The organism is Brucella oryzae, assembly GCF_041929965.1.
Classification (GTDB): domain Bacteria; phylum Pseudomonadota; class Alphaproteobacteria; order Rhizobiales; family Rhizobiaceae; genus Brucella; species Brucella oryzae.
Genome location: NZ_JBHEEO010000003.1, coordinates 226,139 through 251,499 on the forward strand (window position 1 = coordinate 226,139; position 25,361 = coordinate 251,499).

A 25,361-nucleotide genomic window follows, 5' to 3' on the forward strand; every position below is an offset into this window, starting at 1 on the left:
ACGCTTCCTGCACTTGCCGCAAGGGACTTGATCGGTTAGGAAACCGGCAACGGGTTTGCTGCCGGTTTTTTCCGGCATGTATTGTATATATTTAGCGATCAGGCAGGAAAAATGGCCGATAAAGCGGACAAGATGAAGGCGCGGCTGCCGCGCGGGTTTGTCGATCGGGTTCCGGACGACTTGCGCGCCGCCGAAAAGATGATGGCGACGATCCGCGAAGTCTATGACCTTTATGGTTTCGAGCCGGTGGAAACGCCGCTGGTGGAATATACGGACGCGCTCGGAAAGTTCCTTCCGGATCAGGACCGCCCGAATGAAGGCGTGTTTTCCTTTCAGGACGACGACGAGCAGTGGCTGTCGCTGCGCTATGATCTGACCGCGCCGCTGGCGCGCTACGTAGCCGAGAATTTCGAGCAGCTTCCGAAGCCTTATCGCAGCTATCGCAACGGCTGGGTGTTCCGTAACGAAAAGCCGGGCCCGGGCCGTTTTCGCCAGTTCATGCAGTTCGACGCCGACACGGTCGGTGCGCCGAATGTCTCCGCCGACGCTGAAATGTGCATGATGATGGCCGACACGCTGGAGCGTCTTGGCATTCGTCGCGGCGATTATGCGATCCGCGTCAACAACCGCAAGGTTCTGGACGGCGTGCTGGATGCCATCGGCCTTGAAGGCGAGGGCAATGCCGCCAAGCGCCTAAACGTGCTGCGCGCCATCGACAAGCTCGACAAGTTCGGCCCGGAAGGCGTGCGCCTTCTGCTCGGCAAGGGTCGCCTCGACGAAAGCGGCGATTTTACCAAGGGCGCTGAACTGGCTGATGCCGCGATTGAAAAGGTGCTGGCCTTCACCGCTGCCGGTGGTGCGACCGGCGCCGATACGATTGCCAATCTGCGCGCTGTCGTTGCAGGCAACGCCAAGGGCGAAGAAGGTGTCACCGAACTCGCCGACATGCAGGCGCTGTTCTCGGCGGGCGGTTATGATGGCCGCGTGAAGATCGACCCGTCTGTAGTGCGCGGTCTTGAATATTACACCGGCCCGGTTTTCGAAGCTGAGCTGTTGTTCGACGTGACCAATGAAGACGGCCAGAAGGTCGTGTTCGGTTCGGTTGGCGGCGGCGGTCGTTATGACGGCCTCGTGTCGCGCTTCCGTGGCGAGCCGGTTCCGGCGACGGGCTTCTCCATCGGCGTTTCGCGCCTGATGACGGCACTGAAAAACCTCGGCAAGCTGGATGTGTCGGATGTCGTCGGCCCAGTCGTGGTGCTGGTGATGGACAAGGACACGGAAAGCCTCGGTCGCTATCAGAAAATGGTCTCCGACCTGCGCCAGCAGGGCATCCGCGCGGAAATGTATGTCGGCGGTTCCGGCATGAAGGCGCAGATGAAATATGCCGACCGCCGCGATGCGCCATGCGTGATCATTCAGGGCTCGCAGGAGCGCGAAGCTGGTGAAGTGCAGATCAAAGATCTGGTCGAGGGCAAGCGTCTTTCCGCCGAGATCGAGGACAATGTGACCTGGCGCGAGAGCCGTCCGGCGCAGATCACCGTCAAGGAAGACGGTCTGGTTGAAGCGGTTCGGGAAATTCTCAGCAGTCAGGCGCAGGACCGCGCTCAAGCCGTAAAGTGATCGGAACCATGGCCGCAGCGCGCACATCGCCGGTTTTCAACGCGCTTCGCACAGAGCTTGATGCGCGCGATGCCGATCTGGTGGAAATACCGCTGATCCAGCCTGCCGATCCATTTCTGGATATGGCGGGCGAGGATTTGCGCCGTCGTATTTTCCTCACCGAAAATGAAAATGGCGACAGCCTGTGCCTACGGCCGGAATTCACCATTCCCGTCTGTCGCAACCATATTGCGCTCAATGCAGCGACGCCGAAACGTTACGCCTATCTCGGCGAAGTGTTCCGCCAGCGTCGTGATGGCGCGGCGGAGTTTCTTCAGGCTGGGATCGAAGATCTTGGTGCTGCCGATGAGGCGGCTTCGGATGCGCGCTCGATTGCCGATGCGCTGTCCTGCGTCCGCGCTGTCGCGCCGCAAGCCAAGCTCGAAATCGTGCTGGGCGACCAGTCGGTTTTTGCCGGTATGCTCAAGGCGCTCGGTCTGCCGCAGGGCTGGCGCAAGAAGCTGCTGCGCTCCTTTGGCGATGCGCATTCCATGCAGCTGGCTCTGGCCGAGCTGACGGGGGCAAAGCCGCGCGATTCCCTGCCGGAAACGCTTGCCGTTCTCGTTGCCGAAGGCGACGAAACCGGGCTTGCGCGGATGCTGGAAGCAGAAATGCTGGAAGCTGGCATTTCGCCGGGCGCTGGCCGTTCGCCTGCGGAAATCGCCCGCCGCCTGATCGAAAAGGAAGATCTGGCCGCCACGCGCTTCCCCGCTTCGGCGCTCGATCTGCTCAAGCAGTTTCTGGAAACCCATGTCACACTGGATTCCGCATCGGTGACATTGCGTGCATTTGCGTCCGAAAATGCGCTCGATCTTGGTGCCGTGCTTCAGAAGTTTGAAGCCCGGGCCGAAGCGATTGCTGCGGCTGGCATCAAGACCAGCGATATCGTCTATGACGCCTCGTTCGGGCGTCCGCTCGATTACTACACCGGCCTTGTCTATGAAATTCGCGCCGCTGGCGTGGAAAAGGACGCGGTTCTGGCAGGCGGCGGGCGTTACGACCGGCTTTTGACCATGCTCGGCGCTTCCGAAAACATTCCCGGCGTCGGCTTCTCCATCTGGCTGGACCGGCTGCAAGCGCTGGCGGGAGCAACGAAATGAGCGTCACACTGGCATTGCCGTCCAAGGGGCGGCTGAAGGAACAGACGCTCGCCGTTCTTGAAAAGGCCGGATACAAGGTGATCCTGCCGGATGACGACCGCAATTACCGCGCGCGTGTTGAAGGCGAAGACGATCTCGATATTCTCTTCCTGTCGGCTTCCGAGATTGCCCGCGAGCTGGGCTATGGCAGCGTGGATATGGGCGTCACGGGGGAAGACCTGGTGCGCGAAACATTGGCCCATGCCGATGAGCGCGTGGCCATCGAGGCGCGACTTGGCTTCGGTCACGCCGACGTCGTCGTCGCGGTGCCGGAAGTCTGGCGCGATGTGACCAGCATGGCCGATCTTGACGATGTGGCAGCCGATTTCCGCCAGCGTCACGGTCGCCGTCTACGCATCGCCACCAAATACTGGCGTCTGACGCAGCAGTTTTTCTCGCAGAAGCACGGTATTCAGGTTTACCGCATCGTGGAAAGCCTTGGTGCGACCGAAGGCGCTCCGGCGGCAGGCTCCGCCGACATGATTGTCGATATTACGTCAACCGGTTCCACCTTGCGCGCCAATCGCCTCAAGGTGCTGGAAGATGGCGTCATCCTGCGCTCGCAGGCGTGCCTCGTTTCGGCGCGCCGCAGCCACGGCAATGCTCGTGTAGCGGAGGTAGCATCGCGCATTCGTAAGGGATTGGAGAACTAAAAGCTTTTTTAGGCACGTGCAACTCGAAAAGAAAAAGCCGCGCCAAATCAGATGGCGCAGCTTTTTATTTTTCGCAGGGCATCTAATCAGCTGCGCTTGGCGTCAATTGAAAACGAACCGGCGCCATGCAAGGCAAGGATGAAGAGACCGCCAGCAATTGCGAGGTTCTTCTGAGCCATCATGGCATTCATGCCCTGCGAAAAGTCCATATGAGCAATAAGTGTCGCGCCAATTGTAAAGAGGCCTACAATGGCAGCAGCGATGCGGGTCTGAAAGCCAACGAGAATTGCAAGGCCGCCGACAAACTCCACCAGGCCTACAATGACAGCCGTAACGGTCGGAACCGGAAGGCCAAGGCCAGCGAAATAACCTGCGGTGCCCGATATGGCGGTCAGCTTGCCATAGCCAGCAAGAATGAAGAGGATCGAAAGAAAGATGCGGGCGATGAGCGTTACAGCGCCATTGGACTGTGGAGTAATAGAGGACATGCGGGGCTATCTCCTGTTGAACTGGGGCATCAATTAACGATTGCTGACTGTCAAGGAAAGCCGTCTAATCCTCGACAGTTTGTTTACAGTATGAATACCAATTCACTCTGGTGCAATCATTCTCTCTGCGCGCACCAGCCGTTCGTAGTCTTCTTCTGACACCAATCCGCTCGCTAATGCCTCTTCGCGTAAGGTCGTTCCGTTCTTGTGTGCAGTCTTGGCAATCTTGGCTGCATTGTCATAACCGATCGCTGGAGCCAGCGCGGTCACAAGCATCAGCGAGCGGTCCAGCAGTTCCTTGATACGGCCCAAGTTCGGCTCGATTCCCTCGATGCAATGATCGGCAAACGACACCATGGAGTCGCCAAGAATACGGATCGATTGCAGAACATTATATGCGATCACCGGCTTAAACACATTCAGTTCAAAATGACCCTGGCTTGCAGCGACCGTAATTGTTGTCTGATTGCCAAATACCTGGGTTGCCACCATCGTCAACGCCTCGGCCTGCGTCGGGTTGACCTTACCCGGCATAATGGACGACCCTGGTTCGTTTTCTGGCAGCGACAGTTCACCGAGGCCGGAGCGAGGCCCCGAACCGAGGAAGCGGATGTCGTTGGCAATTTTGAAAAGATCCGCTGCCAAAGCATTTAGACTGCCATGGAAGTTGAGAATGGCGCCGTGACTGGCTAGAGCTTCGAATTTATTGGGTGCTGTCTTGAACGTAAGGCCTGTAATCTCGCTCACGGCCTCAGCGAAGCCCGTATCAAAGCCGATTGGTGCATTCAGGCCGGTGCCGACTGCAGTCCCGCCTTGCGCGAGCAAAAAGACGTCTGCGAGTGATTGCTCGATACGATGACGCGCATATTCCAATGCGGCGCGATAACCGGAAAACTCCTGTCCGAGTGTGACCGGCGTTGCATCTTGCGTGTGAGTACGACCGATCTTGATGATATCCTTGAAGGCCTCTTCCTTGACCTTGAGCGCCTTGGTTAGCTGTTCCAGCGCCGGGTAAAGGCGATTGGTCGCTTCAACCGCTGTGGCAATGTGAATCGCTGTCGGAAAGCTGTCATTGGAGGACTGGCTCATATTGACGTGGTCATTCGGATGAACCGGTTTCTTGGACCCCATTTCGCCACCGAGAAGCTCGATAGCCCGGTTTGAAATGACCTCATTGGCATTCATGTTCGATTGCGTTCCCGAACCAGTCTGCCAGACGACCAGTGGGAAATGGTCATCGAGTTTTCCCTCTATAACTTCCGAGGCCGCTACCGCAATGACTTGACCGATAACCGGATCGAGTTTGCCGAGGACGATATTGGTTTCTGCCGCTGCGCGCTTGACGACACCCAATGCACGAACCAACGGAAGCGGCAAGCGCTCTCCACCGATCTTGAAATTTTGCAGTGAGCGTTGCGTTTGTGCGCCCCAGTAACGGTCCACAGGAACATCAATCGGTCCGAAAGTATCTGTTTCGGTACGCGTAGCGGTCATTTCAGGTCTCCGGGGTAACTTGGGCTCGACACCGAGCTATCTAAAGCGAATATAGCACCGTCAGGTCCTTGGCGGACTAATGTTTCTTCGTAAAACCTTTATAACGCAATCATTTGATAAAATATGAATATAAAAGTCAATTTTTATTGACCAGGTCCGCGGTGGTCAAACGTCATCCTCTTCGCCGCTATCATCCGTTTCCGAAATCCAGGCGGTCGGTTCGATCTTGCGCTGGGTTTTGCTATCGGTGAACGTCCACCAGCCTGTGTCTGTCTCATCCCATTGACCGCCGCCAGCCTGTAATTGCGCTAGCGTTCGATACTGTGCAATGGACTCGTTGCGCTGATCGTCCTCGTCGGTCCAGACGACTGTTATCTTGCGGCCGTCTTTCGGGGCTGTGATAATAGGAAGTTCCTTGCGCATATAATCATCCATTCCATTGTGACTGCAGATAATCATAGGGCATACAATGCTAGCGGCAAGCCGGAACACTAACGTTCCGGCTTGGCGTGTTGTTTATGCTGAACGTGCAGACTTAAGAGCCTTGCCCCACCAGATCAGCTGATCCAGCATGTTTTTGGCTGCTTCTCCAAGATGTGGGAAATCGTCCAGCTTGTTCTCGCCTTTGACGACGGCGAGATAGTCAGGGAAAAGGATATGAACGCCAGTTTTGACTGACATGGAAGACATTTCGACTGCAATCATCCGCAGTTGTTCGACAGCACGAGCGCCACCGACGCCACCATAACCGACAAATCCCATTGGCTTCTGAATCCAGTCGCCATAGTCGATGGCGTTCTTCAGAACAGCGGTAGGAGCGTGGTTGTATTCAGCAGCAGTCAGAATGTAAGCATCGAATTCGCGTAGCTTGGTTTTCCACTTGTCCGCAGTTTCTGCTTGCGCAGTCGTAGTGGAGGTGTCGCCATAGAAGCTCATCGGATAGTCGGCGACATCAAGAATTTCCACGTCCAGTTCCGGCCGCTCTGCAGCGAGTTTCGCAATCCACTGAGCGGGAACGGGAGCAAAACGTTGTTCGCGCGTGCTGCCGATGATGACGGCGACTTTGAGCTTAGGCATAGATAGCACCTTTATTAGTGTGGTAACCATTGGAAACTGACGCTATAGAAGTGACTGATAGATGGCGCAAGGAGGCACTTTTATGAAACCCAGTGACTTCAAGGAAACCAGCGCATGCAGGACCGTAACCGAGATTTTGTCTCGCGTTGGCGATAAATGGACGGTGCTTGTGGTGAGTTATCTTGGCAATCATCCAATGCGGTTCAACGAATTGCGCCGAACGGTGGATGGTATTTCGCAGAAAATGCTGACGACGACGTTACGTAATCTGGAGCGGGATGGTTTCGTCAAGCGCACACTTTTCCCGACAATCCCGCCAAAGGTCGAATATGAACTGACTGAAATGGGGTGTGATCTCTTGCGGCCTGTACGCGCACTGGGTGAGTGGGCAATCGCCAATGAAGCGAAAGTGCTAGTCGCTCGTGCCCGCTATGATGCCCTGGCACCTGGTAAGGAGCAGATCGAAGCTGCGCAATGAGAGCTAGTTGTTGAGGAGTGCAAGTGGAAAGACAGGCCGAAGCCCGTCTTTCCTGTTGCCTGAGACAGGACTTCCAAAGTGCGGGGGCAAACAGGAAGTCCATCTCTATATCATTCGGGATTGACCATGATTGGCGGTTATGAGTCAATCAGAAGTTTCTAAAATAATGACTTTGCTGCCGCAAAGCGCGAGCAGAGTAAATTTTTTATAAATCACAAATGGTTACGCAACGTAAAAAGAAAGGCGACCCAAGGCCGCCTTTCTCGTATTTTCATCAAAGTAAGGTTATGGACTTTTTAGAAGTCCATACCGCCCATGCCACCCATGCCGCCAGGCATGCCCGCAGGAGCTGCGTCCTTCTTCGGCAGTTCGGCGATCATGGCTTCCGTCGTGATCAGGAGGCCGGCAACCGATGCTGCGTTCTGCAGAGCAGTGCGAACGACCTTGACCGGATCAACAACGCCAGCCTTGATCAGGTCGCCGAATTCACCATTGGCGGTGTTGTAGCCATAGGTTTCAGAGGCGTTCTCAAGGATCTTGCCAACGATAACCGAAGCTTCTTCACCGGCATTGGTCGTGATCTGGCGAGCCGGAGCCTGCAGCGCGCGACGAACGATGTTGATACCAGCTTCCTGATCGGCATTGATGCCCTTGGCAGAGATCTTGGCCGAAGCACGGAGCAGAGCGGTACCGCCGCCAGCAACGATGCCTTCTTCAACCGCAGCGCGGGTTGCGTTCAGGGCGTCGTCAACGCGATCCTTCTTTTCCTTCACTTCGACTTCCGTTGCACCGCCGACGCGGATCACGGCAACGCCACCGGCGAGCTTGGCAAGACGTTCCTGAAGCTTTTCACGGTCATAGTCCGAAGAGGTTTCTTCGATCTGCTGCTTGATCTGACCAACGCGAGCGTCGATTTCAGCCTTTTGGCCTGCACCGTCAACGATCGTGGTGTTTTCCTTCGAGATCGAAACCTTCTTTGCACGGCCGAGCATGTCGAGCGTAACGGTTTCGAGCTTGATGCCAAGGTCTTCGGAGATAACCTGACCACCGGTAAGGATCGCGATATCTTCGAGCATTGCCTTGCGGCGATCACCGAAGCCGGGAGCCTTGACAGCAGCGATCTTCAGGCCGCCGCGCAGCTTGTTGACGACGAGCGTTGCAAGAGCTTCGCCTTCGACGTCTTCAGCGATGATGACGAGCGGCTTGGAGGTCTGAACGACAGCTTCCAGAACCGGCAGAAGAGCCTGGAGGTTCGAGAGCTTCTTTTCGTGCAGAAGGATGTAAGCGTCTTCGAGGTCAGCAATCATCTTTTCAGGATTGGTGACGAAGTATGGCGACAGGTAGCCGCGGTCGAACTGCATGCCTTCAACGACTTCGAGTTCGGTTTCAGCCGTCTTGGCTTCTTCAACCGTGATCACGCCTTCATTGCCGACCTTCTGCATCGCATCAGCAATCATCTTGCCGATTTCAGCTTCGCCGTTGGCGGAGATGGTGCCAACCTGAGCAACTTCTTCCGACGTGTTGATCTTCTTGGCCTTGCCGAGAAGTTCAGCAACAACTTCGGTTACCGCGAGGTCGATGCCGCGCTTCAGGTCCATCGGGTTCATGCCGGCAGCAACAGCCTTTGCGCCTTCCTGAACGATTGCTTGGCCAAGAACCGTTGCAGTCGTCGTGCCGTCACCGGCAGTGTCGTTGGTCTTGGAAGCCACTTCGCGCAGCATCTGTGCGCCCATGTTTTCGAACTTGTCTTCCAGTTCGATTTCCTTGGCGACCGACACGCCGTCCTTGGTGATGCGCGGAGCGCCGAAGGACTTGTCGATGACAACGTTACGACCCTTCGGGCCGAGCGTTACCTTAACAGCGTCGGCGAGGATATCGACGCCGCGCAGCATCTTTTCGCGCGCAGTGCGGCCGAATTTTACGTCTTTTGCAGCCATTTTACTCTCCTGGGAATATCCCGGTCAGATTATGGTGAATTGGATTTCTTGGATAAAAGCGAAATGCTTCTGGCTAATCAGCCAACGATACCCAGAATGTCGGATTCCTTCATGATCAGCAGGTCTTCGCCGCCGATCTTGACTTCGGTGCCCGACCACTTGCCGAACAGAACCTTGTCGCCAGCCTTGACTTCCAGAGCGATCAGCTTGCCAGCTTCGTCACGGGCGCCAGCGCCAACAGCGACGATTTCGCCTTCCTGCGGCTTTTCCTTGGCGGTGTCAGGGATGATGATGCCGCCAGCGGTCTTGGCTTCCGATTCAACGCGGCGAACGACGACGCGGTCATGAAGCGGGCGGAACTTGATATCAGCCATGGTATAACCCTTGGTGTTATAGACGTTGAACCCTGTTAACGGATCGAGCCGATCCGCGCTTATTAGCACTCATACTGTGAGAGTGCTAACACGGCTCTGAGATAGAAGCCGGACCTTATCTTGTCAAGATTGCCTGAGAAATTTGACAGACAAATGATGGTTAGTTTGCACCATCCTTAACGCGGAGCAGCCAGAGGGTTCTAACCAACCCGGCATATGGTGATGTCGTTGGCAATATCAATCAACGAGACGCAGGTTGGACAGTTCGTCTCCGATCTGCCGGAAGGTTTCGCTCAATTCGCCACCAGTTGAGTTCCAGAAAAGCTTTACCGGTTTACCGCTTTCCATACGCACGCGTGAATTTGAAGAGCATGACCTCAACAGATCTATTTGCGCTTTCTCTGTGCTGTCCGTCGCGCTGAGATCCAGCGCAACTGTCATGACGATGATATTTGCAGACTTTGCATTGTCGCAAAGCTTTGCAAAGCGGGCGTTCATAGCCTTGGTGTACGTGCTGTTGTTTTGCGAAACCGAAACGCCGCTTTCCTGAAACAAACGGGTCTGACTGTAGTTTTTGGTTATGCGAGCAGTATAGCCATGTGCCGAATAGTACGACAAGTTTCCTGCGCGATCCGGCCCTGAACCAGCGAGCCCGTCATATTTATAGTAAGTGTTGGCACCATCGGTCAGTACGATTACGACCTTGTCGTTACCCCGCTCAGTTGCAGCGCGGGCCTCTGTGAACGGCGCGCCTTGGACGATTGTTCGCCATCCCCAGGCCATCGCTTCGGGGACGTTTGTACCGCCGGCTGGCACCATCGCCTTGATTGCGGTTTGGATCGTTTTCATCCCTTGTTCGGTCGTAACGTCTGTCAAGGGTGTGAGAGGTAAGGATGTGCAACTATAGTTAGGGCCGCCGTCTTTGGATCTTCCACCTCTGTAAATCTTGTCGAGGGAATCACGCAGGTAGTATTTTTTGAGGTCGCTTTGTCGTGATGAATAAGTCAAGGATATATCGTCTTGCCACCAGCTGTTCAAAGCGGTGGAGGTGACGTTTCCTCTACTGTTGGTGTTGTAATATTCAGCCGGGCCAAACATGGGTACAAACAACGTGTTTGGATTATTATCAGAAGGAGGAGTCACATCCAGAGCATAGGTGCCGGGACGAGACTCAACACAACCCTGCCAAGGTAGCCAGGTTTCCTTTGACCGCTGTGAAAGGTCGGCATAGAGTTCCGCGCGCGAAAAAGGCTTGTTATTACGCGCTCCCCAACCTGTACCTGATTTGTAGTATCGTCCGCTGCCTGCCGGTTTTTCTTCTATCTTGCGCGTACTGTCGATCGTGACTGGCAGTGTGAAGTTTTCGAGATTTACGGAAGACTTGCCTTCCGGGTCCATCCATGCTGCATTCAAGTATTGCGGGCCAACATTCACGGAACCTGCAAAAGGAACTAATGAAAACTGCACGGGTCTTTCGACGTGCGTTATGAGTGCAGATTGCGCGGCCATCGTCTCGACAAGCTGCGAAGCGGCTTCCTTTAGAAGATCAATGCGTTTTTTTGTTGATCCGCTTCTTGTCTCATTCATTGAACGGGAATTATCGAGGACCAGTGCAACTTCAATCGTGTTCTTAAGTCTGACGGAAGAGTTGAGCTTATATTGGTATTGGTCCCAGTTATCTCCTGTGAGGCGTGAAGCTACTATGCCAAACAGAGATCTGTAGGTAAATGCAGCAGTAGCCAGTATCTGTTGATCAGTCGTTTTATTCTGGGGGAAGGCAATCTGGAAATTGACTGCATCTGCGCTCAGCACTGTGAGGTTGGCGGTAAAAATTTTCGCGCCATAAACCTCCACGACAGTCTGACTTTCCCCGGTGGAAAACCTCTTGCCTACTGCCAGTGCTGCAGCATCAAGCGAAGCCTGCACATTGTTTCGCACGCGCATGAGATTGGCTGTGTCAACCGCAACCATACCGGCGAGAAGCAGAGGTACCAGCACCAAAGCCGTTATCATCGCAAAATTACCACGCTCGTCCTTGGTGAAGCGCGCGCTCGGTGATTGAAGCAGATGTTGAGAAAGCCTGAGGGCTTGAGTGATCCAGTTTTTCAATTTGGCCCCCGCCGACGGTTGTGTCTGTGATACATGAAATGAAAAGTTGTATCCGCTTCTATCAGCATCTTTCTAACAGTCAGTCACGAAGCACGGTAAACGATCGATGAAACACAATGTGGGATAATTGGACACGTTCTGCAGTTTGATATCTACGCCAAAGGCCGTGACAGATGTGATTGGCTGCGTTAGATGGAGCGCTGGCTGCCTTTTCGGCAGTCTTCCAGATGCCCATAGCGGTTCTCGCCTTACAGATGGATTATCAAGAGGAAATCATGAAGCAGCTCGAACGCCTCGACGATCTGACCGACCAGTACGATGTGCTCTTCTGCGATGTATGGGGTGTGGTGCATAACGGCGTGTCGGCCTATCCGGCGGCAATCGAGGCGCTAAAGCGCGCGCGGGCCAAAGGTATTACGGTTATTCTCGTGACGAATTCTCCAAGGCCGCATCCGGATGTAGAGAAGCAAATGCTGGGTCTTGGCGTTCCCACCGATACCTATGACCGTGTAGTCACTTCGGGTGACGTAACTCGCGATCTGATCGCGGAAGGTCCGCGTAAGGTATTTCATATAGGCTGTGAACGTGAGCTGACCATCTATGACGGTCTCGATGTTGAACTGGTAGAGGAATTTGAAGCTTCGGGTGTCGTCTGCACCGGACTTTATGATGACGAAAGTGAAACGCCAGCCGATTACAAGGAATTGTTGGTTCGGTTGCGCTCGCGCAATCTTCCGTTCATCTGTGCCAATCCGGACATTATGGTTGAGCGTGGCACGCGACTCATCTGGTGCGCGGGTGCCCTTGCACGCGAATATGGCCAGCTCGGCGGACGCACCCTTATAGCTGGAAAACCTCATCGCCCGATTTATGAGGCAGCACTGCGGTTTGCCGAAGATATTAGGGGCGAAAAAGTCGAGAAAAGTCGAATTCTCGGTATCGGTGACGGGGTTCTGACTGACGTGAAGGGTGCCGCTGACTTCGGGCTGGATGTGCTTTACATCTCCGGCGGAGTTCATGCAGCGGACTACACAACTGACGGTACGGTTGACATTGGCCGAATGGAAGCGTTTCTCCAAAAACACGGCAACCGCCCAGCTGCCTCGCTTAATGCTCTTGTTTGATTCCGGATAATCTTTTTACGATCAATCGAAGTTCAGACCAAATGACCAAATCCAGCTTTCAGCGCCTTTCTGGAACGGATTCCTTGCCGGAACGCTTGCACAATTGCGTAGTGGCAATTGGCAATTTCGATGGTGTCCATCGTGGCCATCAGGCTGTACTCGAGCGTGCACTGGAGATCGCTGAAAAACGCGGTTTGCCTGCAGTTGTCCTGACTTTCGAACCGCATCCGCGCAGTTTTTTCAAGCCAGATGCGCCGATCGACCGTTTGACCGCGGCGGCAAAAAAGGCTGAAATTCTGCGTGTGATGGGGTTTGACGCCGTGGTAGAACAACCGTTTACCGGTGAGTTTTCATCCCGCTCGGCGGAAGATTTTGTAGAACACATTCTGGTTGAAAGGCTGCGCGCGCGTTGCGTGGTCACCGGTTACGACTTTCATTTCGGTAAGGGGCGGCGTGGAACGCCCGAGTTCCTTCAGAAGGCAGGAGAAACGTCCGGATTTACGGTCACGCTGGTCGATGCTTTTACAGATGAAGGGCACAACCTTGTCTCATCGACTCGCATTAGAAGCCTGCTTTGTGAAGGTGATGTCGTCCAAGCCGCGGGGCTTCTTGGTTATCGCTATATGGTCTGCGGCGAAGTCATTCACGGCAAAAAGCTTGGTCGAACGCTTGGATTTCCAACAGCCAACATGAAAATTGATGCACAGGCGGGCCTGAAGCATGGAATTTATGCGGTCAGGTTCAGGCGCGAAAATGGCGACCTTTACGATGGAGTCGCAAGTTTGGGTCGTCGCCCGACTGTTGATAGTGACGGTACGCCTCTTCTTGAAACATTTCTTTTTGATTTTTCGGGCGACCTTTATGGTGAGATCGCTTGTGTATCTTTCTTCGGCTTTCTGCGTGGGGAGATCAAGTTTGATGGCCTTGATCCGCTTATTGATCAGATGAAGCGCGATGACGCAGAGGCACGAGCCCTGCTTGCAAGTGCGAAGCCACTGTCAGAACTAGATCGCTTGCTTTCTTTTGAGTGAGGCGAAGTTCTGGTTTCGTTTTCCACTTAAGATTTAAATCAAATTTTACTTATTCTCGACAAAAAGGGATAAATGCCTCAAAATTTGTTGGGCGCTTTTTGTTGGAGTTTAATGTGGCACGTATTGTTCCTCTGGCGCTCGTTGCGGGTGCCGCATTCCTAACGAGTAGTTCGCTCGCTTTCTCCGCCGATGTACAGCAAACCGATATTTATACGGCGGAAACCGTTCAGCCCGCGCGCAAGCATTTCTGGTCCGGCGATTGGTACCTCAAGGTTGGTGCAGCAGGTCTCGTTGCGCCCAAGTTCGAAGGCTCGAATAAATATCGCTTTTCCGCGCAGCCGCTGATTTCGCTTGGCCGTCAGGGCGAGGCGACGCGGTTTTCCTCGCGCAACGACAATGTCTCCTTCGCTCTGATCGACAATAACCGTATTCGCGCTGGTCTGGCAGGCAAGCTGCTGTTCGAACGCGACGACGACATTCACGGCCTGAAAGACACCAAGTTCGGTGGTGAAGTGGGTGGCTTTGCCGAAGTCTATCCGGCCGACTGGATGCGCGTGCGCGGCGAAGTGCGTCAGGGTATTCGCGCGCATAAGGGCGTGGTCGCCGATATTTCTGCTGACGCCTTTTATGATGTCACGCCGGTCATCCGCGTTTCGGCGGGTCCACGTGCGACTTTCGCGTCGAAGGACTATTTCAAGACTTATTACGGCGTCGATGCCGAGGAATCGACTGCTTCCGGCCTGTCGGAATATAATCCCGGTGGCGGTTTCAAATCGGCCGGTTTCGGCGGTGCCATCAACTGGAAGGCGACAGATAAGATCGATACCAGCCTGTTTGGCGAATATACGCGCCTGCAAGGCCCGGCCAAGGATTCGAGCATTGTCAGGGAGCGCGGGTCCCCGAACCAATTCATGGTAGGTGTTTCAGCGACATATCGCTTCGATTTCTCGCTGGATTGATCTCAGCCGTATCATTGTGAACATTTTCCGGGGCAGGGATGCGGTTTTATTGCGTCTTTGCCCCTCTGGCCTCTTTATTCCTGTGAAGCTCATTGCTAAAAGCATGCCCATGATGACGGATTTTCGGCTTATCATGACGGCCATACGAATTATTGGCCCGGCCTCCCGCTTTGCCTGAACGGCTGTTTTGCCAGGCAATATCTGGCGCGGAGGTCCGGGAGCGACCGGCTGTGTTCTACAGTCCCCTGTTTTCTTTGATCCACATGCCCGCCATTTCCGGCCGGGGCTTTACAGGCGAATACCCTCATGACTGAGACGACCAAAATCGATTATTCCAAAACCCTTTATCTGCCGCAGACCGAGTTTCCGATGCGCGCGGGCCTGCCGCAGCGCGAACCGCTGTTCGTCGAGCGCTGGGAGGGGATGAACCTCTACAAGAAGCTGCGCGAGCAGGCGAAGGATCGCCCACTCTATGTGCTGCACGATGGTCCGCCCTATGCCAACGGCAATATCCATATCGGCCATGCCCTGAACAAGATTCTCAAGGACGTCATCACGCGCTCCTTCCAGATGCGCGGCTATAACTCGAATTACGTTCCGGGCTGGGACTGCCACGGCCTGCCGATTGAATGGAAGATCGAAGAAAAGTATCGCGCCGAGGGCAAGAACAAGGACGAAGTTCCGATCAACGAATTTCGCCGGGAATGTCGTGAATTTGCTTCCAATTGGATCAAGGTCCAGACGGAAGAGTTCAAGCGCCTTGCAATTCTTGGCGATTTTGAAAATCCTTATACCACGATGAACTTCCACGCTGAATCGCGTATCGCCGGTGAACTTCTCAAGTTCGCGGCTTCCGGTCAGCTTTATCGCGGCTCCAAGCCGGTGATGTGGTCGGTCGTCGAGCGCACCGCGCTTGCTGAAGCCGAAGTCGAGTATCACGACGTTGAGTCGGATATGATCTGGGTCAAGTTCCCGGTAGCCGGTGAGAATGATCTCTCCGGCAGCGACGTGGTGATCTGGACGACCACGCCCTGGACCATCCCCGGCAACCGTGCCGTGTCCTATTCGTCGCGTATCGAATACGGGCTCTATGAAGTCACGGAAGCCGAGAACGACTTTGGCCCGCGTCCGGGCGAAAAGCTTATCTTCGCGGACAAGCTGGCCGAAGAAAGCTTCGCCAAGGCAAAGCTCCAGTTCAAGCGCTTGCGCGGCATTGCGGCAGACGAGCTGGGCAAGATTGTACTCGACCATCCGTTGAAAGGCTTTGGGGGCGGCTATGAATATGCCGTTCCGATGCTCGACGGTGATCATGTCACCGACGATGCGGGCACAGGCTTTGTGCATACCGCGCCAAGCCACGGTCGCGAAGACTTTGAAGCCTGGATGAATAGCGTGCGTGAACTGGAAGCGCGCGGTATCGATCCGAGCATCCCGTTCCCGGTCGATGATGGCGGCTACTATACCAAGGATGCGCCGGGCTTCGGTCCGGACCGCGAAGGTGGCCCCGCACGCGTGATCGACGACAACGGCAAGAAGGGCGACGCCAACAAGTCGGTGATGGATCAGCTCATCGCCCGTGACAAGCTCTTTGCCCGCGGTCGTCTGAAGCACTCCTATCCGCATTCCTGGCGTTCCAAGAAGCAGGTCATCTTCCGTAACACGCCGCAATGGTTCGTCTATATGGACAAGAACCTCGGCGATGGCACCACGCTGCGCTCGCGTGCACTGAAGGCCATTGACGATACGCGTTTCGTTCCAGCTGCCGGTCAGACGCGCCTGCGTTCGATGATCGAAGGCCGCCCGGATTGGGTGCTTTCCCGTCAGCGCGCCTGGGGCGTGCCGATCTGCGTTTTCGTCGACGAAGAAGGTAACATCCTTCAGGACGATGCGGTCAATAAGCGTGTTCTCGATGCTTTCGAGGCCGAAGGCGCTGATGCATGGTTTGCAGAAGGTGCGCGCGAGCGTTTTCTCGGCAACCGCGCCAATGAGCCCTGGATGCAGGTGCGCGACATTCTGGACGTGTGGTTCGATTCCGGTTCGACCCACACCTTCACGCTGGAAGACCGCCCGGACATGAAGTGGCCGGCAGACGTCTATCTCGAAGGCTCGGATCAGCATCGCGGCTGGTTCCATTCATCACTTCTGGAAAGTTGCGGCACGCGCGGTCGTGCGCCATACAATGCCGTCGTGACCCATGGTTTCACCATGGATGAGCACGGCAAGAAAATGTCGAAGTCACTCGGCAATACGGTAACACCGCAGGACGTCATCAAGGAATCCGGCGCGGATATCCTGCGTCTCTGGGTCATGACGACCGATTATTGGGAAGATCAGCGCCTCGGCAAGAGCATCATCCAGACCAATATCGATGCTTATCGCAAGCTGCGCAACACGATCCGCTGGATGCTGGGTACGTTGGCGCATGACAAAGGCGAAAACGTCGCTCATGCCGATCTGCCGGAACTTGAGCGCTTGATGCTACACCGTTTGACGGAGCTGGATGAGGTGGTGCGCTCAGGTTATGACGCATTCGACTTCAAGCGCATCGCGCGTTCGCTGATCGACTTCATGAATGTCGAGCTTTCGGCTTTCTATTTCGATATCCGCAAGGACGCGCTTTACTGCGATGCGCCGTCGAGCGTTCGCCGCAAGGCGGCATTGCAAACCGTGCGCGAAATCTTCGACCGCCTGACAACCTGGCTTGCGCCGATGCTGCCTTTCACCATGGAAGAAGCATGGCTCGACCGTTATCCGCAATCAGTCTCGGTTCACGCCGAGCAGTTCCGCCCGACGCCTGCCGAATGGCGCGACGACGTGCTGGCCGAAAAGTGGCGCAAGGTGCGCGCGGTCCGCCGCGTCGTGACCGGTGCGCTTGAGCTGGAACGCGCAGACAAGCGCATCGGTTCGTCGCTGGAAGCATCGCCGGTGGTCTATATATCCGACAAGAGCCTGAGCGATTCGCTTGACGGTCTCGATTTTGCGGAAATCTGCATCACCAGCGGCATCTCGTTCAGCGATGCAGCAGCACCGGAAGGCGCTTTCACGCTTGGCGATGTGAAGGGCGTGGCCGTTGTGCCTGCCCGTGCTGAAGGCGAAAAATGCGCGCGTTCGTGGCGCTACACGACCGATGTGGGTTCCGACCCGGAATTCCCGGAAGTGTCGGCTCGCGATGCCGAAGCGCTGCGCGAATTAAAGGCGCTCGGCAACCTCGACGCCTGATTGCAAGATCGCAATCCGCTCCGATTTTGTCTGGGGCGGATTGTTTGTTTGTGCGACAGGGCTTGCGGCTTCCCGCGTGAACATGGTGAAATAGCAGTTAATGCCGGATTGCCGCATGGGTTGCTCTCATGTACAAGGCAGTCCTCGGATAATTTCAATATCTGCCTTGGAGTTGCCGGTTTCTTCAGTCAAGGCTCGACGGAGCAAATTTTGGTGAAGATAAAGTCGGCAAGCGTAAAAGAAGTGGCGCTAATGAAGATTGAAGGACGAGTTCTGGTACTTATGACGGCGATAGCGGGTCTTTCGCTGTCGGGCTGCGTGTCTTCGCCAACCTACGGAACCGACAAGACGGCGGGCGCACAGCTCTTCGATGACGTTTCCAATATGGCGAGCTTCGGCCAGGGCAGGAACAAGAAAGAACGCATAGATTACAAGCCGCGGCCTGATCTGGTACGGCCAGCCCCGGGTGACAAGGGGCAGCTGCCAGCGCCACAGCAAAGTCTTGCAAGTGCCAATGATCCAAATTGGCCGGAATCGCCGGAACAGCGCCGGAAGCGCCTGCGTGACGAGATTACTGCGAACCGCGACGATCCGAATTTCGTGTCACCGGTCGTTCAGGACGGTCCCGTTGCATCCAATATTCAGGCTGCATTGCCGCGAGGCAATAGTCGCCGCGAAGATTATGAATCCCGTACACCGACGTTCGATCCGGCGAAGGTTGCTGCCTATAAAGCCGCACGCCAGCAGCAGACTCAAGGGTCCTCCACGACGCGCCGTTATTTGAGCGAACCACCGCTCACTTATCGCGAACCTGCGTCTACTGCGGCAGTTGGCGAGCTGGGAACGGATGAAGCGCAGAAGGAACGTGAGCGCAAGAAGGCCGCCGGAAAGTCCAAGGGCTGGCGTGATTATCTGCCCTGGAACTGATGGATGCCCGGATTTATTCGAGCTAATAAAAACCGTAGTAAATTGTATTTGCTGCGGTTTTTTGCGATCCTTTCGTAATTGTCGTCATTCCTGTGATTACTATTCTCATTTCTTTTAAAGATAAATGATTAAATATTTTTAATGTTTATATTTCTGACATTTACTTGATTTCAATCAAAGTTTTGTCTTGTGCATACCATATCATGCCAAAATCGGGATATAAGGTATGATATAATGAATAACACGAACACTATTTATGATACGTCATCAGGATACGGTCTGATTAGTAGGGCCCTACATTGGCTGATGGCGATATTGTTCCTTTGGCAATTTGTGTCTGCGCTCTTACGCGTTGCGGCTAAAGATACGCCGATTTACAGTTTCTTCTGGTCGGCCCATCATCAGCTTGGCTTTGTACTTCTAGTGCTTGTAATACTGCGTGGTGTGTGGGGCATACTGAATTTAAATTGCCGCCCGCACAAATCAGGCCATGTCGGCAAACTGGCTGCGCTCGGACATATTGTTATCTACGTGCTAATGTTTGCGGTCCCGTCACTGGCTTTGCTGCGTACCTATGGCAGCGGGCGAGGGTTCTCATTTGTTGGCATCCATATTTTCGAGCAGACGGGCGTGCAAGATGCTGCGCTGACCGCCCCTGGCAATGCATTACACGGTTTGCTGGGCTGGGCTTTGCTTGCAGTCATTATGGGGCATATCCTGATGGCTTTTATCCATCACTTCGCGCTACGGGACGATACGCTGCGCCATATGACTGGACGTAGGGTTCAGAGCCGAGGCTAGCGTCTGTCACGGAAGAAATCCCGCAGGATTTTCTGCGAATCTCCTTCGGAGAAGCCCGTATAAATCTCCGGCACATGATGACAGGTGGGCTGTGTGTAAAAACGCGGCCCGTGTTCTACGCCGCCGCCTTTTGGATCAGAAGCTCCATAATAAAGCCGACGGATGCGGGCAAAGGAAATGGCTGCTGCACACATCGCGCAAGGCTCCAAGGTCACATATAGATCGCAGTCAGTTAACCGCTCGGATTGTAACGCGTCACCAGCGTTGCGAATTGCCAGTATTTCTGCATGGGCGGTGATATCGTTGAGTTCGCGCGTGCGGTTGCCTGCTCGCGCGATAATTGTTCCCTGATGTACGATGATTGCACCGACTGGTACTTCGCCACGTGCACTTGCGGCGCGCGCTTCTTCCAGCGCGAGCTCCATCGGAGTGGCCGAATTTACTTCTAGGTTATTGGCAACCTTTTTCATGCCTGTTTCATTTCGTGCATCTTTCGGAAATTTCGCTCGCAAGCCACGGAGCGATTTGTTACTGCATAATCCTCGAAATCGGAACCGATTTGCGAACAGATTTATACGGCGTTCCTGTTTCCAGTTGTCCCTTGCCTGTCATTAAAGGTGTATGGTGACACGGCAGCGCTGTTGAAAGGCCAATATCAGATGACTACAGATGACGACAACACGGATGGCAAGCGTCCGCATGGGCGGGGGGGACGCGCAGAACGCCCCGACCGTGGCAACCATCCGCGCCGTGATGACGCTGGGCGTGACAAGCCACGTAAATTCCAACAGCGCGGTAGTGATGTGCAGGAGGATGCGAGTGAGCGCATCGCCAAACGTCTGGCACGTGCAGGTATAGCTTCACGTCGCGAAGCCGAGACCATGATAGCTGCCGGTCGTATTGCGGTGAATGGCAAGGTGCTGGAAAGCCCGGCAGTTAATGTCAAACGCACAGACATTATCACAGTCGACGGCAAACCGTTGAAGCCGACCGAACGGACGCGCCTTTGGCTTTATCACAAGCCAGCCGGTCTCGTGACGACAAATCGTGATCCCGAAGGGCGCCCAACGGTTTTCGAGGCGCTGCCCGCTGAAATGCCACGTGTTCTTTCGGTTGGCCGTCTCGATATCAATACCGAAGGGCTTCTGCTTCTGACCAATGATGGCGGATTGTCACGAGTTCTGGAGCTTCCGTCCACCGGATGGCTGCGCCGCTATCGGGTGCGCGCTCACGGCAAGGTTACGCAACAGCAGCTGGATGAGTTGAAGAACGGTATAGCGGTCGATGGTGTGTTCTATGGCAGCGTGGAAGCGGAACTTGAGCGCGTTCAAGGCGCGAATGTCTGGATTTCTATCGGACTGCGCGAAGGCAAGAACCGTGAAGTGAAGAATATTCTCGGTGCGCTTGGGCTCACGGTGGGGCGGCTTATTCGTGTTTCGTTCGGTCCTTTCCAGCTTGGCGATCTTGAAGAAGGTGCGGTACGCGAAATCAAGGGGCGCACCTTGCGCGATCAGCTTGGCGATAAGCTGATTGAGGAAGCGGGCGCTGATTTCGACGCGCCTGTCCTGAACGAGTTTTCCAATGCCGCTGTTCAGGGCCGCACTCGTCGGGAGATGGAAGAAGGCCAGCCGGAGCAAGATGGCGAAACTCGCCGTGCACCGCGTGAGCGAGAATGGATTTCTAGCCGCCCCGAACGCCGTCGCGGACGGGAAGACAAGACAGAGAAAGTCGAGCCGCGCCGTCGTGGAAACGCCAACGTCTGGATGGCTCCAGGCGCCCGCCCCAAGGGCGAGAAGGCGGCTGCAAAGCCGGCTCGTGTTGAACACCAGGTTCCTCATCGTTCGGCAAAGTTCAGTGGCGATCTGCAAATGCGGCCGCGCCGGGCTGGCGAAGAGGAACAGGGCCGCGAAGATGGCGGCGAACGTCGCTACAACAAGCGTCCGGAAGGCCGTTTCGACAAGGATTCTCGGCCACAGCGTCCACGCCCGGCAGGAAATCGTTCGGAAGAAGGACGTCCAGAGCGCCGTGAACCACGTGAGGATGGACGCAAAGAACGTCGTCCCGGCAAACGTGAGCGCGCAGAATTGCGCGATGCGGAAGGCCGAACTACAGAGCGCGGCAAGGGTAGCTTTGAGGGGCGTAAATCAGGCAAGCCGAGTGGACCGCGCGGAGAAGGCCGTTTTGGTGCTTCAGACCGCGATACACGTTCAGGTCCACGCAGCAGCGGACCGGGTAATAAGTCCCGTAGCTTTGATGATGGTCCGCGTCGCGGGCCGGGTAACAAAACGGGCGGTAAGCCTGGCGGAAAATCAGGTGGTGGCAGAACTGGGGGCGGCGGTGCGGATCGTCGGCGGTAAGTTTCGTGGGCGTGCGCTCGTAACGCCTTCGACCAACGCTATTCGTCCCACCACCGACCGCACACGCGAAAGCTTGTTCAATATCCTCGCGCATAATTTTCCGGACAAGGTGGAGGGCGCACGTGTCCTCGACCTGTTTGCCGGAACTGGTGCCCTTGGTCTGGAAGCTTTGTCGCGTGGCGCGCGCTACGCGATCTTCGTGGAAGAATCTGCGGAAGGACGGGGATTATTACGCCAGAATATCGAGGCCTTCAGTCTTCAGGGGCATACCAAGATTTTGCGCCGCGACGCCTGCCAGTTAGGTATTGTCGGCACGATGGAGCCGTTCGATCTGGTTTTTGCTGATCCGCCTTATGGACGGCGCATGGGCGAAAAGGCTTTTTTATCAGCACTTCAAGGCGGCTGGCTTAATCCTGACGCACTTTTGGTGCTTGAAGAGGATGCAGAGGCTGCGCTTGAGCTTGATGAACGATTCGTCATACTGGAAGAGCGCGACTACGGGGGCACAATCATTCGGCTGATCCAGCTGAAAGCCGCCGGTTGAATTAGCGGGCGATTCTGTTCGCATAAAAATATAACATACCGCCCGGAAGGGCCGGGCGGAAATAAAACCGATTGGAGATGTCGCTTGGTGAATAACCCCTCACTCCGGCGCTTGCTATTGTCCACAGCCTTGGGTTTTGTGCTGGTTTTACCGCTGGCAAGCGGTGTTGTCCAAGCCGAGAACCAACCTGCTACTAACAGCGAAACGCAACCGGCGCCTGTTTCACAGCCAAGTGCCGAGCAAGCAGCGCTTCCCGAAATTATCCGGTCGGATGGGGTCAGTCATTTTACCTTGCCGAATGGTCTGGAAGTAGTCGTTATTCCCGATCATCGTGCCCCGGTCGTGACACAGATGATCTGGTATCATGTGGGTTCGGCCGATGAAGCTCCGGGTGTTTCAGGTATAGCACATTTCCTCGAGCATCTGATGTTCAAGGGAACGAAGAAGCATCCGGCTGGTGAGTTTTCGGCAAAAGTTGCGTCCATTGGCGGACAGGAAAACGCTTTCACTTCTTATGATTATACAGCGTACTTCCAACGTGTATCTCCTGAAGCCCTGGAGATGGTGATGCAATTTGAATCGGACCGGATGGAAAATCTGGTGCTCAATGAAGAGGCAGTGAAAACGGAACGTGACGTCATTTTGGAAGAGCGTCGGATGCGGGTCGATTCCAACCCGGCGTCTATATTGATGGAAAACACCGACGCTGTTCTTTTCTATAATCATCCCTACCGCAAGCCCGTCATTGGCTGGCAGCAGGAGATGGAAAAGCTGAGTCTCAAAAACGCCATCGACTTCTATCAGCAATATTACACACCAAACAACGCCACGCTCGTTATAGCTGGAGACGTTTCACCGGAACGCGTGCGCGATCTGACTTTGAAAACTTGGGCAAATGTGCCGAAACGTGCTGAAGTCTTGCCGCGTGAGCGTCCGCAGGAGCCCGCGAAGCACGCGACTCGTATTGTGACTCTGCACGATGAGCGCGTTAGCACGCCGTCGTTCCGGGTGTCCTGGTTGGTACCGTCCTATGCAAATGAAAAGCGGTTTCCGAATGTAAAAACGGGAGATGCTCCCGCCCTTGATCTTTTGAGTGAAATTCTCGGAGGTTCGTTGCGCTCGCGTCTTTATCAGGAATTGATCGTCAAACAGGGTATTGCTGCAAATACAGGAGCCAGTTATGGCGGCGACGCGCTTGATGACGGCACATTCTCTGTTTACGGCACACCGCGCAACGGTGCTACGCTGGGAGATGTCGAAAAAGCCGTTGAAGCCGAAGTCGCGAGGATCATCAAGGACGGCGTCAGTCAGGCCGAGCTTGATCAGGCCCGTAATCGTTTCCTGAAAGCAGTTATCTTTGCGCGTGATAGCCAGACCGGTATGGCGCGGATTTATGGCTCGACGCTCTCCGTTGGACAGACTGTAGATGATATTCAGAAGTGGCCGGAAGTCATCAAGGGTGTCACAGTTGATCAGATCAGGGACGTGGCAACACGCTATCTCGTCAAAAGCCAATCGGTAACAAGTTATCTGCTTCCGCCAGATGCCGAGCCGGAAAGTGCTCGCGAGAACCCAGGCGCATCTGTAGAAGGTGCGGGGGCAAATGGTGCGGGGGGAGCGATCCAATGAAGAATATTATTATGTTGAACTTCAACCGTACCCCGGGACGGAGCTTTATCCAGTCCGTTGCCGCCATATTAGCTGCTTCTCTTACAGTGCTGATCGTGTGCGCCTTGCCCGCGCGCGCCATTGAAATTCAAGAAGTTGTTTCACCAAAAGGTATCCATGCCTGGCTCGTAGAAGATAATTCTGTCCCGCTTATCTCCATGCGGTTCTCGTTCAAGGGCGGCACATCGCAGGATCCTTCAGGTAAGGAAGGGTTGGCTAATCTGATGACCGGGCTATTCGACGAAGGCGCCGGTGACTTGAAATCGGATGCATTCCAGGAGCGAATGGATAATCTGGGAGCGGAAATGAGCTTTTCTGCAACGCCGGATTCCGTTTCAGGTGGTATCCGTATGCTTGAGGAGAACCGCGATGCAGTAACGAGTTTGCTCGCTCTTGCAGTCAATAAACCTCGCTTCGATCAGGATGCTGTAGACCGCATTCGTCAGCAGGTTGTTGCAAGCATTGAAGCTTCACAACGCAACCCCTCGACGATTGCATCGCGCAAGTTTTCTGAAGTCCTCTATGGTAACCATCCTTATGCGCGTTCCGATGATGGCACGGTGAAATCACTGCAGTCGATTACCCGTGACGATCTACTGAACTTTCATCGAAAGAATTTTGCGCGTGACCGTCTGAGTATCGGCGTGGTGGGGTCCATCAATGCGAAGGATCTTGGTGCGTTGCTGGACAAAGTGTTCGGCGATTTGCCGGCGATGGCAGAACTGGTTCCTGTGCCGGATGCCAAACTGGCACTTGGTACGACGACCAGTCTCAATTTCGATATACCGCAAACCTCGATCAGCTTCGTTTATCCGGCTATTCCGCGCAAAGATCCCGAATTCTTTGCCGCGTATCTGATGAATCATATTTTGGGTGGCGGCTTTACATCTCGTCTTTATGCCGAAGTACGTGAGAAGCGCGGCCTTGCCTATTCGGTATCGTCATCCATGATCATGCGTGACCATGTTTCGGCATTGATGATTTCGACTGCAACCCGTCCCGATAAAGCGCAGGAATCGTTAAAGATCATTCGTGAGCAGGTTGCGGCAATGGCAACGGGTGGACCTACGGAAGCAGAATTGGCCGCTGCAAAAAACTTCCTCAAGGGATCTTATGCTGTAAACAATCTGGATTCGTCTGCCGCGATCGCCGAAACTCTGGTTAGCTTGCAGGAGGCAGAACTTCCGCGCGATTATATCGACAAGCGTTCAGAGCTGATTGATGCCGTGACGCTAGATCAAGTGAAGGCTATTGCCAAGAAGTTACTTGAAGCCGAACCAGCTATTCTGATCTTTGGTCCAGCCCAAAGCTGAAAGGTGCCAA

General features: G+C 54.8%; 22 protein-coding genes. 14 read left to right on the forward strand and 8 right to left on the reverse strand.

Going from position 1 to position 25,361, the window contains the following annotated elements; all coding sequences use genetic code 11:
* Nucleotides 1-111: 111 nt before the first annotated feature.
* From hisS to hisG, 3 genes are read left to right on the forward strand one after another with little or no spacing between them, the layout of a single operon-like run.
* On the forward strand, nucleotides 112-1,620 hold the full coding sequence (gene hisS, locus JNC70_RS04535) for a histidine--tRNA ligase (RefSeq protein ID WP_104755529.1): 1,509 nt from the start codon (nucleotides 112-114) through the stop codon (nucleotides 1,618-1,620).
* A gap of 8 nt (nucleotides 1,621-1,628) precedes the next feature.
* On the forward strand, nucleotides 1,629-2,759 hold the full coding sequence (locus JNC70_RS04540) for an ATP phosphoribosyltransferase regulatory subunit (protein WP_104755528.1): 1,131 nt from the start codon (nucleotides 1,629-1,631) through the stop codon (nucleotides 2,757-2,759).
* On the forward strand, nucleotides 2,756-3,451 hold the full coding sequence (hisG, locus tag JNC70_RS04545; protein ID WP_104755527.1) for an ATP phosphoribosyltransferase: 696 nt from the start codon (nucleotides 2,756-2,758) through the stop codon (nucleotides 3,449-3,451). Before JNC70_RS04540 ends, hisG begins: the two co-directional genes overlap by 4 nt.
* 86 nt (nucleotides 3,452-3,537) lie before the next feature.
* Here the strand turns inward: hisG and JNC70_RS04550 are convergent, their stop codons facing one another.
* From JNC70_RS04550 to JNC70_RS04565, 4 genes are all read right to left on the reverse strand, one after another.
* Entirely contained in the window at nucleotides 3,538-3,939 is a 402-nt protein-coding gene (locus JNC70_RS04550; protein WP_104755526.1) for a DoxX family protein, read from the reverse strand.
* 102 nt (nucleotides 3,940-4,041) lie between these two features.
* Nucleotides 4,042-5,433: a class II fumarate hydratase gene (fumC, locus tag JNC70_RS04555; protein WP_104755525.1), complete on the reverse strand. Its 1,392-nt coding sequence runs from the start codon at nucleotides 5,431-5,433 to the stop codon at nucleotides 4,042-4,044.
* A 165-nt stretch (nucleotides 5,434-5,598) separates the two neighbouring features.
* The gene (locus JNC70_RS04560; RefSeq protein ID WP_104755719.1) at nucleotides 5,599-5,856 is read right to left on the reverse strand and encodes a hypothetical protein; all 258 of its coding nucleotides are present in this window, start codon (nucleotides 5,854-5,856) and stop codon (nucleotides 5,599-5,601) included.
* Between the two features lie 93 nt (nucleotides 5,857-5,949).
* A complete protein-coding gene (locus JNC70_RS04565; RefSeq protein WP_104755524.1) occupies nucleotides 5,950-6,510 on the reverse strand; it encodes an NADPH-dependent FMN reductase in 561 nt (186 codons plus the stop codon).
* Nucleotides 6,511-6,592: 82 nt separating this feature from the next.
* Here JNC70_RS04565 and JNC70_RS04570 point away from each other — a divergent pair, with 82 nt between their 5' ends.
* Nucleotides 6,593-6,988, forward strand: a complete 396-nt coding sequence (locus JNC70_RS04570) for a winged helix-turn-helix transcriptional regulator (protein WP_104755523.1) — start codon at nucleotides 6,593-6,595, stop codon at nucleotides 6,986-6,988.
* A 296-nt stretch (nucleotides 6,989-7,284) separates the two neighbouring features.
* Here JNC70_RS04570 and groL read toward each other — a convergent pair whose 3' ends face one another.
* The 3 genes from groL to JNC70_RS04585 all read right to left on the reverse strand — a co-directional run bounded on the left by groL (nucleotide 7,285) and on the right by JNC70_RS04585 (nucleotide 11,408).
* Entirely contained in the window at nucleotides 7,285-8,925 is a 1,641-nt protein-coding gene (groL, locus tag JNC70_RS04575) for a chaperonin GroEL (RefSeq protein ID WP_104755522.1), read from the reverse strand.
* A 77-nt stretch (nucleotides 8,926-9,002) separates the two neighbouring features.
* Nucleotides 9,003-9,299, reverse strand: a complete 297-nt coding sequence (gene groES, locus JNC70_RS04580; RefSeq protein ID WP_006472506.1) for a co-chaperone GroES — start codon at nucleotides 9,297-9,299, stop codon at nucleotides 9,003-9,005.
* Between the two features lie 237 nt (nucleotides 9,300-9,536).
* Nucleotides 9,537-11,408: a pilus assembly protein gene (locus tag JNC70_RS04585; protein ID WP_245414751.1), complete on the reverse strand. Its 1,872-nt coding sequence runs from the start codon at nucleotides 11,406-11,408 to the stop codon at nucleotides 9,537-9,539.
* Between the two features lie 275 nt (nucleotides 11,409-11,683).
* On the opposite strand from JNC70_RS04585, the gene JNC70_RS04590 reads away from it, so the two are divergent.
* From JNC70_RS04590 to JNC70_RS04615, 6 genes are all read left to right on the forward strand, one after another.
* On the forward strand, nucleotides 11,684-12,532 hold the full coding sequence (locus JNC70_RS04590) for a TIGR01459 family HAD-type hydrolase (protein ID WP_104755717.1): 849 nt from the start codon (nucleotides 11,684-11,686) through the stop codon (nucleotides 12,530-12,532).
* Between the two features lie 41 nt (nucleotides 12,533-12,573).
* Entirely contained in the window at nucleotides 12,574-13,563 is a 990-nt protein-coding gene (locus JNC70_RS04595) for a bifunctional riboflavin kinase/FAD synthetase (RefSeq protein ID WP_104755521.1), read from the forward strand.
* A 113-nt stretch (nucleotides 13,564-13,676) separates the two neighbouring features.
* Nucleotides 13,677-14,522 carry a MipA/OmpV family protein gene (locus JNC70_RS04600; RefSeq protein ID WP_245414750.1) on the forward strand — a complete coding sequence of 282 codons (846 nt, stop codon included), beginning with the start codon at nucleotides 13,677-13,679 and terminating at the stop codon, nucleotides 14,520-14,522.
* 306 nt (nucleotides 14,523-14,828) lie between these two features.
* The gene (gene ileS / locus JNC70_RS04605) at nucleotides 14,829-17,741 is read left to right on the forward strand and encodes an isoleucine--tRNA ligase (protein ID WP_104755519.1); all 2,913 of its coding nucleotides are present in this window, start codon (nucleotides 14,829-14,831) and stop codon (nucleotides 17,739-17,741) included.
* 252 nt (nucleotides 17,742-17,993) lie between these two features.
* Complete coding sequence (locus JNC70_RS04610) at nucleotides 17,994-18,668, forward strand: hypothetical protein (protein ID WP_104755518.1); 675 nt, start codon at nucleotides 17,994-17,996, stop codon at nucleotides 18,666-18,668.
* A gap of 234 nt (nucleotides 18,669-18,902) precedes the next feature.
* A complete protein-coding gene (locus JNC70_RS04615) occupies nucleotides 18,903-19,469 on the forward strand; it encodes a cytochrome b (RefSeq protein ID WP_104755517.1) in 567 nt (188 codons plus the stop codon).
* Here the strand turns inward: JNC70_RS04615 and JNC70_RS04620 are convergent.
* Nucleotides 19,466-19,939 carry a nucleoside deaminase gene (locus tag JNC70_RS04620; protein WP_104755516.1) on the reverse strand — a complete coding sequence of 158 codons (474 nt, stop codon included), beginning with the start codon at nucleotides 19,937-19,939 and terminating at the stop codon, nucleotides 19,466-19,468. The genes JNC70_RS04615 and JNC70_RS04620 overlap by 4 nt on opposite strands.
* A gap of 189 nt (nucleotides 19,940-20,128) precedes the next feature.
* Between JNC70_RS04620 and JNC70_RS04625 the strand changes: the two genes are divergently transcribed.
* The 4 genes from JNC70_RS04625 to JNC70_RS04640 all read left to right on the forward strand — a co-directional run bounded on the left by JNC70_RS04625 (nucleotide 20,129) and on the right by JNC70_RS04640 (nucleotide 25,351).
* Nucleotides 20,129-21,826, forward strand: a complete 1,698-nt coding sequence (locus JNC70_RS04625; protein ID WP_104755515.1) for a pseudouridine synthase — start codon at nucleotides 20,129-20,131, stop codon at nucleotides 21,824-21,826.
* Complete coding sequence (gene rsmD / locus JNC70_RS04630) at nucleotides 21,807-22,370, forward strand: 16S rRNA (guanine(966)-N(2))-methyltransferase RsmD (protein ID WP_245414757.1); 564 nt, start codon at nucleotides 21,807-21,809, stop codon at nucleotides 22,368-22,370. The genes JNC70_RS04625 and rsmD overlap by 20 nt, the downstream gene beginning before the upstream one ends.
* Before the next feature lie 87 nt (nucleotides 22,371-22,457).
* Nucleotides 22,458-23,999, forward strand: coding sequence for a M16 family metallopeptidase (locus JNC70_RS04635; RefSeq protein WP_104755716.1), 1,542 nt, complete (start codon nucleotides 22,458-22,460; stop codon nucleotides 23,997-23,999).
* Nucleotides 23,996-25,351 carry a M16 family metallopeptidase gene (locus JNC70_RS04640; RefSeq protein WP_104755513.1) on the forward strand — a complete coding sequence of 452 codons (1,356 nt, stop codon included), beginning with the start codon at nucleotides 23,996-23,998 and terminating at the stop codon, nucleotides 25,349-25,351. Before JNC70_RS04635 ends, JNC70_RS04640 begins: the two co-directional genes overlap by 4 nt.
* Nucleotides 25,352-25,361: the final 10 nt, after the last annotated feature.

What these genes read in the sequence shown, in the direction of transcription:
- JNC70_RS04625 (WP_104755515.1), top strand. Translation starts at nt 20,129, where the DNA reads ATGACTACAGATGACGACAACACGGATGGCAAGCGTCCGCATGGGCGG.
- groL (WP_104755522.1), bottom strand. Translation starts at nt 8,925, where the DNA reads ATGGCTGCAAAAGACGTAAAATTCGGCCGCACTGCGCGCGAAAAGATG.
- ileS (WP_104755519.1), top strand. Translation starts at nt 14,829, where the DNA reads ATGACTGAGACGACCAAAATCGATTATTCCAAAACCCTTTATCTGCCG.
- JNC70_RS04565 (WP_104755524.1), bottom strand. Translation starts at nt 6,510, where the DNA reads ATGCCTAAGCTCAAAGTCGCCGTCATCATCGGCAGCACGCGCGAACAA.
- groES (WP_006472506.1), bottom strand. Translation starts at nt 9,299, where the DNA reads ATGGCTGATATCAAGTTCCGCCCGCTTCATGACCGCGTCGTCGTTCGC.
- JNC70_RS04550 (WP_104755526.1), bottom strand. Translation starts at nt 3,939, where the DNA reads ATGTCCTCTATTACTCCACAGTCCAATGGCGCTGTAACGCTCATCGCC.
- JNC70_RS04620 (WP_104755516.1), bottom strand. Translation starts at nt 19,939, where the DNA reads ATGAAAAAGGTTGCCAATAACCTAGAAGTAAATTCGGCCACTCCGATG.
- JNC70_RS04595 (WP_104755521.1), top strand. Translation starts at nt 12,574, where the DNA reads ATGACCAAATCCAGCTTTCAGCGCCTTTCTGGAACGGATTCCTTGCCG.
- JNC70_RS04590 (WP_104755717.1), top strand. Translation starts at nt 11,684, where the DNA reads ATGAAGCAGCTCGAACGCCTCGACGATCTGACCGACCAGTACGATGTG.
- hisG (WP_104755527.1), top strand. Translation starts at nt 2,756, where the DNA reads ATGAGCGTCACACTGGCATTGCCGTCCAAGGGGCGGCTGAAGGAACAG.
- JNC70_RS04610 (WP_104755518.1), top strand. Translation starts at nt 17,994, where the DNA reads ATGAAGATTGAAGGACGAGTTCTGGTACTTATGACGGCGATAGCGGGT.
- JNC70_RS04640 (WP_104755513.1), top strand. Translation starts at nt 23,996, where the DNA reads ATGAAGAATATTATTATGTTGAACTTCAACCGTACCCCGGGACGGAGC.
- JNC70_RS04560 (WP_104755719.1), bottom strand. Translation starts at nt 5,856, where the DNA reads ATGCGCAAGGAACTTCCTATTATCACAGCCCCGAAAGACGGCCGCAAG.
- JNC70_RS04570 (WP_104755523.1), top strand. Translation starts at nt 6,593, where the DNA reads ATGAAACCCAGTGACTTCAAGGAAACCAGCGCATGCAGGACCGTAACC.
- fumC (WP_104755525.1), bottom strand. Translation starts at nt 5,433, where the DNA reads ATGACCGCTACGCGTACCGAAACAGATACTTTCGGACCGATTGATGTT.
- hisS (WP_104755529.1), top strand. Translation starts at nt 112, where the DNA reads ATGGCCGATAAAGCGGACAAGATGAAGGCGCGGCTGCCGCGCGGGTTT.
- JNC70_RS04615 (WP_104755517.1), top strand. Translation starts at nt 18,903, where the DNA reads ATGAATAACACGAACACTATTTATGATACGTCATCAGGATACGGTCTG.
- JNC70_RS04540 (WP_104755528.1), top strand. Translation starts at nt 1,629, where the DNA reads ATGGCCGCAGCGCGCACATCGCCGGTTTTCAACGCGCTTCGCACAGAG.